At 60.3% G+C, this 12,866-nt stretch carries 7 protein-coding genes, 2 pseudogenes and 1 riboswitch; of the genes and pseudogenes, 1 reads left to right on the top strand and 8 read right to left on the bottom strand.

What is annotated here, in order from left to right; genetic code table 11:
- Positions 1-181: 181 nt before the first annotated feature.
- Positions 182-1,090: an ABC transporter substrate-binding protein gene (locus NHAM_RS04900; RefSeq protein WP_245270006.1), complete on the top strand. Its 909-nt coding sequence runs from the start codon at positions 182-184 to the stop codon at positions 1,088-1,090.
- Between the two features lie 19 nt (positions 1,091-1,109).
- On the opposite strand, the gene NHAM_RS04895 is transcribed toward NHAM_RS04900, so the two are convergent.
- The 8 genes and pseudogenes from NHAM_RS04895 to NHAM_RS04860 all read right to left on the bottom strand — a co-directional run bounded on the left by NHAM_RS04895 (position 1,110) and on the right by NHAM_RS04860 (position 12,707).
- The gene (locus NHAM_RS04895; protein WP_011509504.1) at positions 1,110-1,925 is read right to left on the bottom strand and encodes an ABC transporter ATP-binding protein; all 816 of its coding nucleotides are present in this window, start codon (positions 1,923-1,925) and stop codon (positions 1,110-1,112) included.
- Positions 1,922-2,923 (bottom strand): FecCD family ABC transporter permease, encoded by a 1,002-nt coding sequence (locus NHAM_RS04890; protein ID WP_041357718.1) that lies wholly within the window; start codon positions 2,921-2,923, stop codon positions 1,922-1,924. The genes NHAM_RS04895 and NHAM_RS04890 overlap by 4 nt, the downstream gene beginning before the upstream one ends.
- Before the next feature lie 225 nt (positions 2,924-3,148).
- Positions 3,149-3,469 (bottom strand): annotated as a pseudogene (locus NHAM_RS04885) (tetratricopeptide repeat protein); the annotation flags it as partial.
- Positions 3,470-3,887: 418 nt separating this feature from the next.
- On the bottom strand, positions 3,888-7,532 hold the full coding sequence (locus tag NHAM_RS04880) for a nitrate reductase subunit alpha (protein WP_011509502.1): 3,645 nt from the start codon (positions 7,530-7,532) through the stop codon (positions 3,888-3,890).
- 957 nt (positions 7,533-8,489) lie between these two features.
- Positions 8,490-8,550: riboswitch (Fluoride riboswitch) on the top strand.
- Between the two features lie 277 nt (positions 8,551-8,827).
- Positions 8,828-9,086, bottom strand: a pseudogene (locus NHAM_RS24570) (transposase); the annotation flags it as partial.
- A 232-nt stretch (positions 9,087-9,318) separates the two neighbouring features.
- Complete coding sequence (locus tag NHAM_RS04870; protein ID WP_011509500.1) at positions 9,319-10,098, bottom strand: sulfite exporter TauE/SafE family protein; 780 nt, start codon at positions 10,096-10,098, stop codon at positions 9,319-9,321.
- 14 nt (positions 10,099-10,112) lie between these two features.
- Positions 10,113-11,777: a bifunctional protein tyrosine phosphatase family protein/NAD(P)/FAD-dependent oxidoreductase gene (locus NHAM_RS04865; protein ID WP_011509499.1), complete on the bottom strand. Its 1,665-nt coding sequence runs from the start codon at positions 11,775-11,777 to the stop codon at positions 10,113-10,115.
- Between the two features lie 42 nt (positions 11,778-11,819).
- On the bottom strand, positions 11,820-12,707 hold the full coding sequence (locus NHAM_RS04860) for an MBL fold metallo-hydrolase (RefSeq protein ID WP_011509498.1): 888 nt from the start codon (positions 12,705-12,707) through the stop codon (positions 11,820-11,822).
- Between the last annotated feature and the right edge of the window lie 159 nt (positions 12,708-12,866).

Raw genomic sequence — 12,866 nt, 5'->3', positions numbered from 1 at the left:
CAGAAGCGAAGTCGCATGTAAGCAGCGCGAAATCCGCTCGTGACGTGGAGAACCTGTTTTGATTCAACGTAAAATAGTCGAACGCAGGCCGGTTGCACTTTTCGCGTGCGTTGCGGCGCTTATAACGTGGACGACATACGCGCTGGCTGACCGCACGATCACAGACATGGCAGGCCGCAGCGTGGTCATCGCCGATCGTGTGACGCGTGTGGCGACCATTGGCCCTGTCCCGGTACTCAACAGCTTCGTGTTCGCACTTGGCGAGGCAAAATCGCTCGTCAACGGCCTGCCGCCGAACCTGTCCGGTCCGCGCTGGCGCATGCAGTATCTGGTCGATCCCGATATCGCCCAGCTCCCCGTACTGCAGAGCGGCGGCGGCGCGCCGCTCGTCGAAGGCCTCGTCGAGACGAAGCCGGATATCATCCTCACCATGGACCGGCAGACTATCGATCTTGTGGCCCGCGCTCACACACCCGCGGTATTCCTGGCATGGCGGCAGCCGGAGGATGTGAAGGCGGTGATGCGTCTGCTTGGCCAGATCTACGGCAAGGCCGAGGCGGCAGAAGCCTATTGCAGCTACTTCGATGCCACCCTTGGCAACATCAGCGCGCGGTTGGCGCAGCAGCCGGCGCGGCGGCCACGGGTGCTCTATGCCAATCTCAAGCGCATGACTCAGCCGCACCTTATTGCCGAGTGGTGGATCACCAAGGCCGGCGGTCGCAGCGTCACGGATGGCGAACGTTCCACAGAGGCGCTCACCTTCTCCCGCGAGCAGCTTCTGGCATGGGACCCGGAAGTGATGATTCTCAGTGGCGCGGTCGAGGTTGCCGAGGCCTACGCCGATCCACGCCTCAGCACCGTCTCGGCCATCCGCAATCGTCGCGTCGTAGCTATTCCAGCCGGCGTGCATCTGTGGGGCAACCGCACCGTCGAGGAGCCGCTGACCGTGCTCTGGGCGGCGCAGCTTATCCATCCCGATCTGTTCAAGGATTGGGACATCCGCGACGAAGTCGCCGCGTTCTACGCGATGTTTTTTAAGACGCCGCTGACAAAGCCGCAGGTTGAAGACATACTGAGTGGCCGTCACTGAGAGATGGTGGCACGCGATTTCACGCCCCAATCGGCGACACACGCTCCATCGTCGGCACGATCACCATCCGGCCTTCGGCGTTCGTCAAGGTCGAGACCGCAACACCGTAGAGCGCGCGAATGAGTGATGGCGTGATAATTTGTGCTGGTGGGCCATCCGCCATGATCGCGCCGTCGCGCAGCACGGCTATGCGTGTTGCGGCCTGCACCGCGTGTTCCGGATTGTGGGTGCTCAATAGAATCGTGCGGCCGCTGCCCGCCAGATCGATCAAATGCTGCAGCAGCCGGACCTGATAGCCATAGTCGAGCCCCGTCATCGGCTCGTCCATGACGAGGATGCTGGCGCCCTGCGCGAGTGCGCGGGCGATCAGGGTCAATTGCCGCTCGCCGCCTGAAATCTCGGTATAGGGGCGCGCAGCAAGATGCGTGATCGCCAGCCGCTCCAGAACTTCCCCCACCGCCTGATGATCGGCGGGCTGCGGGGTGCGGAAGATGCCCGTCTCGGCAAGCCGGCCAAGCAGCACGACGTCGTGCACTCTATAAGGAAACGGCGCGATGTGCGCTTGCGGCACATAGGCGATGCGCTGCGCCAGCGCCCGGCGTGAAAATGCCGCGAGCAGTTCATCGTTGAGCCGAACCTCGCCGTGCTCGGGTTTGAGAAAGCCCAGGAGGATGCGAAACAGCGTGCTCTTGCCGGCGCCGTTGGCTCCGAGCAACGCGACGATCTCGCCCGAATGGAGGCGGAGGGTGATGTCAGACAGAATGACGCGCGTCCCGCGCCGGAAATGCACAGCGCGTGCCTCGAGACATTCGGTGGCGATTGCGGCCGTAATCATGTCCAGCCCTGCCGAGCCCGACGCAACACGATGATGAAGGCTGGAATGCCAAGCAATTCCGTGAGAATACCGATCGGGATCTCGGATCTTGTGATGCTGCGCGAAAGACAATCGGCGGCGACCAGAAAAATCGCGCCCGAAAATGCGCTGGCCGGAAGCAGCCGTGCATTGCCCGGCCCGAGCGCAAGACGCACCACATGCGGCACCACGAGACCGACCCATCCGATCATACCGGCAAGCGACACCGATAATGCGGAGACCAGCGTCGCCGCACCGATCACGCCGTAACGCACCTGCTGCGCCGGCACGCCGAGCGCGCGCGCCTCGTCGTCGCCCATCGACAGCGCATCGAGCGCTCGGCCGAACAGCGCGAGCACCATGAGCCCGCCGACGATCGGAATCGCGGCCCAGCGGATTTGCGTCATGTCCAAGCCACCCAGACTACCCATGAGCCAATACACGATGGCCGGCAATTGCTCGTACGGGTCTGCGGTGTATTTCACGATCGACAGCGCCGAGGTGAATAGTGCCGCCGAAATCATGCCGCCGAGCACCAGCATGATCATCGAGGCCTGGCCGAACATGTTGGCGATCAAAAGCCCGACGCCGACTGCGACGAGCCCCATGGCGAAGGCCGAGAGCTGGATCAACGCCCAGTTGCCGAACAGCAAGATCCCCAAAGCCGCGCCGAAACTCGCACCGCCGAGAACGCCGAGAATTCCGGGCGAGACCAGCGGATTACGAAATACCGCCTGAAATGCTGCGCCGGATGATGCCAACGCGGCTCCAACCAGCGCGGCGCCGAGAATCCGAGGCAGGCGGATTTCTACGATGATATTATGAAGCAGTTGATAGCGGTCCGGCGCCATCGGCTTCAGTCCGGCCATGGCTTGAAAGAAGGCAGCGATGTCTCTGATCTCGAGCGGATAGCGGCCGATTGTAAGAGCAAACAGGATCGCGCCGATCAGCAATAGAGGCAAAAAGATCCGACGCGCCATACGTATTTGCTCTTCCTTGATCGACGGACTGGAGCAGGCTGCGGGCTGCAGCGGTCGAAGCGCTATCATACCTCATATACAACGTCGATGGCAGCGGCACTACTGGCGGCGAAGGCCGCTTGAAATGTATCAACCGGAACTTCAAGGCTGCACGCGAGGCCAATCCAAACATTTTCAAATACAAAAGCTGGTATTATGAACGCTGCCGCAGCGGCCGGCCCCGGCTTACGGGCGCCCCGGTGCCCAGACCAGCGCGAGACGCTGACCCTCGTGGATCTGCGAGGGAGACATCTTCGAGGCCACGGCGTTGCGCAGCCGCAGGAAGTAGTCGCGATCGCGCCGCAAAGCGCGGGCAGCCGCCAGATTTAGTCATTTATAGGCCAGCACGACGTCACGCCGTACGCCGTGGCCTTTGTCGTACATCAGGCACAGCATACCCTGCCCGAATGGATTACCCCGGGTCGCCGCGTCGATATGCAGGTCAACCGCGGCATCAAAGGCCTGCGGCGCGCCATAGCCGTTTTCGTACATGAAGCCGAGAAAGGCTGCGCATGGCATTGCCCCGCAGGCCGAGTGGCTGTTAATCGGCGTAGAATCCCGACGCCGATCAGCGCGCTAAGCTATTGATCTGCTTGGCGCGCGAGGGGTCACTCTCCGACGCCTAATCACAGGTTGTCCCCTCGCATAATGGCCGGAGCAGTCCTGTGAGCCCGTTGGGACCCTGATCGCGCTCGTTCGGACATAAACTTCCACGACCCGCCGCCACCTGCCACCCACTGCCCTGCTGATATGCCAACGGCTCGTCGCCGGACGCCGGACGAATGTGGCGGGTCGCGCCGTTGGTGCGCAGCGTGTAGTTAGTAGTTAATGGTCACGTATTTCCCGACGCTAACCCGCTCAGGCGCACCGAAATGCGCCGGAGCCGGTTCATGATCGTGGTCATGTGATCATGCGTCGTGAGATACTACCATTCCAGCTTCTCCATCTTACGCACAACGACGTGCGTGTCGCGTGTCATGATCCCGGTGGGGCCCCAGTAGTTCCAGCCGTACGTGAACTGGGCATAGCCACCGGCCAGGAACAGCGGGTTGATGCGAATACGCGTCAGACTGTTGTGTCCACCGCCACGCCACTTACGCTCCTGCGATTTCGGAATGTACACCGTACGCTCGACCGCGTGGTAGTACATGCAGGTGCCAGGCTGAATACGGCGACTCACGTTGGCGCGGGTCACGACCACACCGTTGTCGTTGTAGACCTCGACCCAGTCGTTATCCTCGATCCCTACCTTCTCCGCGTCCCTGTCATTGATCCAGACCGGATCCATGCCGCGAGACAGCAACAGCAAGCGGTGGTTATCTTTGTAGGTCGAGTGAATGCTCCATTTTCCGTGCGGAGTGATGTAGTTCAGCACCAGAGAGCGGTCATCGACCCGGCTTTTCACGATATCGCCGGTCTTGCGCGGATTGAGCCGCGGCTTGTAGGTCGGTATGTGCTCGCCGAAATCAAGGTACCACTGGTGGTCGAGATACAGCGACTGCCGGCCGGTCAGCGTCCGCCAAGGCACCAGGCGCTCGACGTTCATACACCACGCCGAATACGCGCGACCGTCGTTAACCATGCCCGTCCAGCAGGGGCTCGTAATGATTCGCCTCGGCTGACGTGTGAGGTCATAGAACGTCGCTGAAACGTTTCGGTTAGGTTCAGCCAGGTCGACGAGCGGGAGACCAACATGCTGCTCCTCCTGAAGGAAGCCCTGATAAGAAGCCTCGCCGTTCGATACCGGAGAACACATCAGCACCGTGTTGCAGGCGTCCAATACGTCCTCAAGACTCGGGTAACGCTTGCCACCCCACTCCACACACCGCATATGCCTCGGATCAGGCATCGGCATGACGGGATTGTCGAGCATCTGGTCATACTGCTTCTTGATCGGGATCTGCACACCGACGGCCGAAACACCGTCCTCCCGCGCCTTCGGTCCGAACGAGATGAACTTGTTGTACAAATTCGCGTAATCGCGTTCGACCACCCGCACGTGCGGGAACGACTTGCCCGGCACCAGTTTGCACTCGCCCTCGGCCCAGTCGAGAATCTCCGGCTGCGCCATCTCGTCCGGCGTATCGTGCATGAGCGGCTGAAGGATCATGTCGCGCACCGGCTTGGAGAACGCCAGCGGAGCCAGCTCGCTGACCTTCTTGGCGAGCAGCTTGAAGATCTCCCAGTCCGTCTTGGACTCCCACACCGGCGGAACCGCCTGCCCCAGCACATGCAGGAACGAGTGCATATCTGTCGTGTTGAGGTCGTTCTTCTCGTACCAGAACGCCGTCGGCAGTATGATGTCGGAGTAAAGCCCCGTCGTGTTCATCCGGAAGTTGATGTCGACCACCAGGTCAAACTTTCCGCGCGGAGCTGTCTCGTGATACTTAACCGTCGTCGACTTACCTCTCGCACGATCTTCTGCGACCACGTTGTCGTGCGCCCCAAGGTAGTGACGCAGGAAGAACTCATGCCCCTTGGCGCTCGACTGGATCGCGTTGCCGCGCCAGATGAACCACACCCGCGGCCAGTTCTCGGCAGCATCGGGGTCTTCGATCGCGAGCCTCAACTTCTTGCTCGCGACCTGATCCGCGACGTAAGTCTCAATATCTTCCGTCGTCTTCGCGCCGGCACGTTCGGCTTCAGCCACGACCTCGATCGGGTTGCGGTGGAAATTCGGCGTAAACGGCATCCAGCCACAACGGACCGCCTTTGCCTCAAGGTCGATCGCATGACCCTTGGCCCATTTCGGATTCGGCGCCGTCAGGCCGTACTCGGTAAACTCCGCCTCGTAGCGCCACTGACAGCTATGGGCGTAGTGCCAGGTCGACGACTGCACGACCCGCGGCGGCTTGGCCCAATCGAGAGCCATCGCAACCGTGGCCCATGGCGCAACGGGCGCGAGCTTTTCCTGACCGACGTAGTGGTTGATGCCACCACCATTGACGCCGCAACAACCGCACAGGATCAGAGCGACCGTAGCCGACCGGTAACAAAGGTTGTTGTAGTACCAGTGATTGGCGCTGGCGCCCACGATCACCATGGATTTGCCGTTGGTGAGTTCTGCGTTGGTCGCAAACTCACGCGCAAACCTGATCGCCGTCTCACGACCGATACCGGTATGACGCTCCTGCCATGCCGGCGTATAAGGCGCATCCTCGTCGTCATAGCTGGTCGCAAAGGAGCCTTCCAGGCCGCGGCTGATGCCGAACTGGGACATCATGATGTCGAAGCCGGTCGCGCACAGAATCTCGCCCTTGTCCGTGGCGACGCGCTTCACCGGGACGCCACGCGCGACGACACGCCCGTTCGAGAAATCGTCGAACCCAACCTGCACCACGTCATCGGATCGATCGATAAAGCTCAGCACCGGATCGAGCGGACTGTTGTCCAGGGTGTCCTCGCCGGACAGGTTCCATTTACCGTGCACAGAACCCCAGCGGTCGCCGACCTGACCCTTCGGCGCCCGTAGCTCGCCGCTGTTGGCGTCAAGCAGCAGCATCTTCCAGTCGCCGTTCTCGACATCCTTGTAGCGAGGAACGCGGTTGGAACGCAGCAAGCGACCCGTCTTGTAGGTGTTGCCGTTGGACTCCAGTTCCACAAGGAACGGAAGGTCGGTGTAACGCTTGATGTAGTCGACAAAATAGGGAACCTGACGATCGACGTAGTATTCCTTGAGGATGACGTGATTGGCCGCCATCCACAACGCCGTGTCCTGTCCGGCCTGAATCGGAATCCATTCGTCGCAGTATTTGGCGACCTGGCTGAAGTCCGGCGAGAGAACCACGAACTTGGTTCCCTCGGTGCGCGCTTCCGAGATGAAATGCACGTCGGGGGTGCGCGTCATGTTCAGGTTCGACGCCATCGAAACGATGAACTTGCTGTTGTACCAGTCCGCGCTTTCGCACACGTCGGTCTGATCGCCCCAGATTTCCGGGAACGAGGTCGGCAGATCGGCGTACCAGTCGTAGAAGCTCATTAACCCGCCGCCGAAGAGCGACAAAAAGCGTGTGCCGGCCGCGAACGACAGCATCGACATCGCCGGGATCGGCGAGAAGCCCATCACCCGGTCCGGACCGTACTTACGGGCCGTATGCAAGCTGGCAGCGGCAATCAGCTCGACCAGCTCTTCCCACTTGGCGCGACGGAAGCCGCCCTTGCCGCGTGCCTTCTGCATGCGCGCCCGCTTTTGCTCGTCTCCGACCAGCGCACCCCAGGCCTGCACCGGATCGGCACTCGACGCCTTCGCTTCGCGCCACATGTCGAGAAGCGGACCGCGGACGTATGGATATTTCACCCTGATCGGGCTGTAGACATACCAGGAGGCGGAGATGCCACGCTGGCAGCCGCGCGGCTCATAAGGAGGCAGACTGCGCTCAAGGAGCGGATAGTCCGTCTGCTGCATCTCCCAGGTGATGATCCCGTCCTTGACGTAGATCGCCCAGGAGCAGCCACCGGTGCAGTTGACGCCGTGCGTACTGCGGAAAACGTTATCGTGGGACCAGCGGTTGCGGTAGAACTCTTCCCACTTGCGCTCCCGGGGATTAACGAGGTCAAGTATCCAGCTCATCAACGTCTCCTGTTTTTCGTCCGGCCGCGAGGCCTGTCGTCACTCACATTCTTTAACCGGCGTCTCAAACCTGCCATTCAGCCGTCGGCGCACTACCCGTAAACCGACCGCCGTAGTACGGACCCGTATTCGTCCGGTCGCAGATATCGGCCACGCCCGCGCTACTGAACGCGCAGGATCCATCGCAACCAGCTTGTCGGTCATACATTTCCAGCCTCAACATCAACGTGCGCGCTCAACTCCTCCAACTTCTCGAAGTGCGTGCATGGATGCCGATCACTCTTCTGGCGGGTGCGAACACCTGCCCAGGCTGAGATAGCGACGCGCTTCGGTGCAAGAAACGACTTGCGCCAAATACGATTGCGGCAATCTCGACAAGAAACGCGGGCTGAAGCTCGCGAGACCGAAAATGATCAATCCGATAACTGCTACCCAGCCGCCGGTTCGGTCAATGAACTCGGTCGCAGGCTTCTCGTCTAACCGCTATCGATACTGCCCATCGCACCTTTCCTTCTCCAAAGGATTACCCTTCGCCGGGAGGTGTTATTCCTCCGGTCGTTTGTCGTGCGCAGGATAATCGCGGCGAAAGCCTGCCTGCTCATTGCAGGAAAACAAGAATCCACCAACCTGGTAAGCTCGGGATAAACATCCCCACCGCGATCAATACCGCAGTAGGAGACATCAGCCTTGCAGCGGTTTGGTAGGACTTCACCCCAGATGATTGCCCAGCATAGACCCGAGCTTTCGGCTTTTGCAACGGCGCAATCCATGCGCGATGCGATGGTCTCCTCTGTGGTAATCGCGATGGTCGACCAATTGCGCAACGTTGACCAAGTGCACCCGGTGATGCCGATGTCGATTGCGCACAGCAAAGGCACGCCGTCGTCTGCGCAATCGGCCGTCGTCTTCTGCGAGCATAAGCGCTCATTGTTGACCCGCTCCGCGCAACGCGCAAAACTGGAAACAGGGAATGGTGTCTCCCTTTCACCGCCGACTGGCTGATGACTCCTGCTGACTGAAAGCGCGGCAAGCGTCCGGTGCGTGATGACCGGATGACGACGTCAACAGCCGCGCATTGTGGTGAGCGAGAGGTCGCGCGGCTCCATTTCGTAAAGGTTTCCCAAGCAGACCATTTGTCGTTGAGGTCATCCGTTCGCGCAGGGGACCGCCGCCGGTCTTCGTCATTTGTCCCGTCTGCCATCACGACAGCGTCAGAGCGAGGACCAGGTACATTGGTGCTCGTCCGACATGGGAAAGTGAATTTTCACGCCAAGGCCACGACAGCCTTCTTGTGGCTCGGCTTCGCGCGCCAACACCGCAAGCATGTCGTCCAGCACGCCCATCTCGATCCAGCGATAGTAACGCCGTCACCGCGCGGTAGTCGCCCAACCGCTCCGGCAGGTTGCGCCAGCGCCCGCCCCAACGGGCCATCCACAGCAACGCATCCAGAAATTTGCGGTTGTCGGTGCGCGGGCCGCGCTTGCCCCTGGTCCCGCCCGGTACAAAGCCCTTGAGCCGTTCCCACGGATCATCCCGAAGCGCATCGCAGTCCAGCGCTGACCTCCAAAATCAGCGTTGAATCGCGCCTCCGTGGGAATCCCAATCCGTTAAATTGTCACTACGGCCCAGTCGATCAACAGACAGTCTTTTGGCCGCGGCAGGCAGGCCGTCAGCCCGTCCTCATCGGCGTCCGACGTCCACCACGTCTCGGTCGGCCTCGGAGTAGACACCGACCGTCTCAATCTCAACTGGGCAAGATCGAAATTGCCACGTTTTAATCAAGTCTTCAGCCGACGAGTCCGCGGACCACGACGTAGACACCAACGCTCGCGACTATCACGGCGAACACAATAGACAGGGTTCTCTTTTGGCTTGCCAGCCGCGCGGCAATCCGGCCGCCGAAAAGACTGCCGGCGATGCCGCCCAGTACAAACAGGACGACCAACTGCCAGTCGATTAATCCGGAAAGGGCGTAGTTCGCGGCCGTCGTAAGTCCGAAGGCGAAGACCGACACCAACGACGATCCGATTGCACCCAACAAGGGCATTCTAGCTCCGGCAACGAGGCCCGGCACGACGAGGAAACCGCCGCCGATACCGAAGAATCCTGCTAGCAGACCTGCCCCGCCTCCGAAAACCGCCAAACGCGGTGCTACCGCTGCCGCATTTTCCCTCGTCAAGGGTACGAATCCCTTGATCTCGCCTCTCGGTCCTCTAAGCATCGAGAGTGCGATGACGATCATTAGCAATCCGAACAGGAAGAGCAGCTGTTGGCCATCGAACGACTTGCCTATCGTCGAACCCAGACCGGCGCCGACGATGCCGCAGGCCGCGAACACGAGCGCGCAAGGCCAACGCACATTGCCGGCGCGGGCATGAGCGACCAGGCTCGATAGCGCGCTCAGTGCGACGGCCACCGCGCTAGTCCCGATGGCCACGTGTGTTGATTGTACGCCTACCACATAGACGAGAAGCGGGACGGCGAGGATAGAACCTCCTCCACCGATCAGTCCGAGAACGAACCCCACCAGTGTCCCGGATCCGACCGCGAGTGCGTCATGAACCATGGACGCGCTCACCCTCAGCGCACGTCTGGAGCGGCCATCCACTCTTTGCCCTTGAGCATCGCATGCCAATAGATCGGCGGCAGGACTCTCTGCTTCAGCCACCAGGCCGCTCGGGTCGGCTTCTTACCGTTCAGGATGAAGGCAGGGAAGCTCGGCAGAAGCTTTCCGCCATATCCAAACTCGGCCAGAACAATCTTGCCGCGCTCGACGGTTAACGGACACGATCCATAACCATCATACACCGCCTGTTTCGCTCGGAGACGCAAATCGACGCATATATTCTCGGCAACGATCGGCGCCTGCTTGCGGGCCGCCGCGGCAGTCTTGGCATTCGGGGCCGAGCATACATCGCCCAGAGACCAGATGTTGTCGTATGTCTTGTGCCGCAGGCTTCCCTGGTCCACGTCGACCCATCCGGATACGTCCGCCAGCGCGCTGACACGGATGAAGTCCGGCGCGCACTGCGGCGGCGTCACGTGGATCATGTCGAATTGCACTTCGACGGTCTCCGCCGGACGATCAGGAGAGGTTTTGGTGAAGTAGGCCTTCCTTTCCGGCCCGTCGATGGCGACGAGATTGTGTTGGAAATTCAGCTTCGCATCATACTTCTTTACGTATTCCATCAAGGCAGGCACGTAATCGGCGACGCCGAATAGCACGCTACCGGCGTTATAGAATCCGACATCGATGTTGCGGAGGTGGCCACGGCGATACCAATGATCCGCCGACAGATACATCGCCTTCTGCGGCGCGCCCGCGCACTTGATCGGCATCGGCGGCTGCGTGAAGACAGCCTTTCCGGATTTCAGTGAACGGACAAGTTCCCAGGTATAGGGCGCAAGGTCGAAGCGATAGTTGGAGGTCACGCCGTTGCGACCGAGCGTTTCGGTTAACCCATCAACCTTCGACCAATCGAGCTTCAGACCGGGACAGACGACGAGGCGGCTATACTTGACGACGCGACATCCTTCCAGAATGACAGCGTTCTCGGTCGGCTCGAACGCGGTGACGGCAGCCTTGATCCAGGTCACGCCCGAGGGCACGACCGACGCCATCGTATGGACGGTGGACGCTGCGTCGAAGACACCGGCTCCGACCATGGTCCATCCGGGTTGGTAATAGTGAATATCGGCAGGATCGATGATGGCGATGTTGAGGTTGGGCGCGCGCGCCAGGAGGCTCGACGCGCAGGCGATGCCAGCGGCGCCGCCGCCGACAATGACGGCGTCATAGCTTGCGTCTGCCAGGTGCACCGGGGTCTTGCCGCCATTGGCAATCCTCCGCACGATGCCAGACATATCGTAGCCGGCTGCTTTGGCCGCTCCGAGAAGTGCCGGAAGGGGTTGCGTAGATGCATTCGCCAAACACCAAAGTGACGTGGACCGTGTTCCGGTACGGCAGAATGCCAAGGCCGGTTTCGGCAGGTTCTTCAATATCTGCCCAAATTTCACGGCGTCGCTATCGGACATCTTGCCGGAAACAACCGGCAGATAGACGAACTCAAGCTCACGGGCGGACGCTGCCGCTTCCAATTCCCGAGCCGTTGGTTGATCGGCGGCCTCGCCGTCTGGTCGATTGCAGATGATCGAACGGAAACCGGCCTGCTTCAGCGCGGCCATATCGTGCGGCATAATCTGTGCCGATACGCTCAGCTCATCGGATAATTTCTTCACATCCATGCGTTCTTCCTTCCCGCTCATGTTCAACTTGTCGCTCGGTTCTTAGAGTGCGTTGACCGGCACTTTCAGAAAGGTCTTTCCGCTTTCGTCCGGTTCGGGCAGGTGTCCGGCGCGTGTGTTGACCTGAAGCGACGGCACGATGAGCCGCGGCATCGAAAGGGTCTTGTCGCGGGCTTCGCGCATTTGCACAAAGGTATCTTCGCTCACACCATCGCGAACATGGATGTTGTGCATACGCTCTTCGCGGACAGTCGTTTCCCATCGAATTTCGCGACCGTTAGGTCCGTAGTCGTGGCATAGAAACAACCGGGTTTCTGGCGGCAGTGTCTCAAGGAGTTGCCGAACGGAGCGATAGAGTGTGCGGGCGTCGCCGCCTGGAAAATCCGCCCGCGCGGTACCGCCGTCAGGCATGAACAATGTGTCGCCGGTGAAGGCCGCGTCTCCGACGACGTGGGTCGTGCAAGCCGGCGTATGCCCCGGAGTGTGCATGACAAACGCAGTGATATTGCCGATCGAATAGGTATCGCCATCCTTGAACAGTCGATCGAATTGACTGCCGTCGCGCTTGAACTCCGTGCCTTCGTTGAAGATTTTTCCGAAGGTCCCCTGCACGATCACAATGTGTTCACCGATTCCGAGTTTGCCGCCCAGCTGTTGCTGGATGTACGGCGCGGCCGAAAGATGATCGGCGTGTGCGTGGGTTTCGATGATCCAATCGACCCGTAACCCTTTACGACGGATATAGGCGATAATCCGATCTGCCGATTTGTAGCTGATACGGCCAGCCGCGTAGTCGATGTCCATGACAGAATCGATAACCGCGCAGGACGACGAGAACGGATCTTTGACAACATAGCTGATGGTGTTGGTCGTCGGGTCAAAGAACGGAGTAACCTCGGGCTTAACCGCAATATCGATCGGATAGTTCATTTTGAGACTCCCTGGGTCTCCGACCGCTCCCCCATCATCGCGCCGAGGAACGTCCGCAGAATCTGCCGAGTTTTTCCGCCCTCTGCAGACCAACGTCATCAAGGGTGGTCATGACATCGGCCGCCTGCCGATCACTTACATAACATTACATACAGAAAC

Source organism: Nitrobacter hamburgensis X14 (assembly GCF_000013885.1).
In the GTDB taxonomy this organism is placed as follows: domain Bacteria; phylum Pseudomonadota; class Alphaproteobacteria; order Rhizobiales; family Xanthobacteraceae; genus Nitrobacter; species Nitrobacter hamburgensis.
Note: the sequence above shows the minus strand (reverse complement) of the source record. Positions and strands in the feature narration are given on the sequence as shown.

Excerpts from the sequence above, each read along its gene's own strand:
- NHAM_RS04895 (WP_011509504.1), bottom strand. The coding sequence starts at position 1,925 with ATGATTACGGCCGCAATCGCCACCGAATGTCTCGAGGCACGCGCTGTG.
- NHAM_RS04890 (WP_041357718.1), bottom strand. The coding sequence starts at position 2,923 with ATGGCGCGTCGGATCTTTTTGCCTCTATTGCTGATCGGCGCGATCCTG.
- NHAM_RS04880 (WP_011509502.1), bottom strand. The coding sequence starts at position 7,532 with ATGAGCTGGATACTTGACCTCGTTAATCCCCGGGAGCGCAAGTGGGAA.
- NHAM_RS04870 (WP_011509500.1), bottom strand. The coding sequence starts at position 10,098 with ATGGTTCATGACGCACTCGCGGTCGGATCCGGGACACTGGTGGGGTTC.
- NHAM_RS04865 (WP_011509499.1), bottom strand. The coding sequence starts at position 11,777 with ATGGATGTGAAGAAATTATCCGATGAGCTGAGCGTATCGGCACAGATT.
- NHAM_RS04860 (WP_011509498.1), bottom strand. The coding sequence starts at position 12,707 with ATGAACTATCCGATCGATATTGCGGTTAAGCCCGAGGTTACTCCGTTC.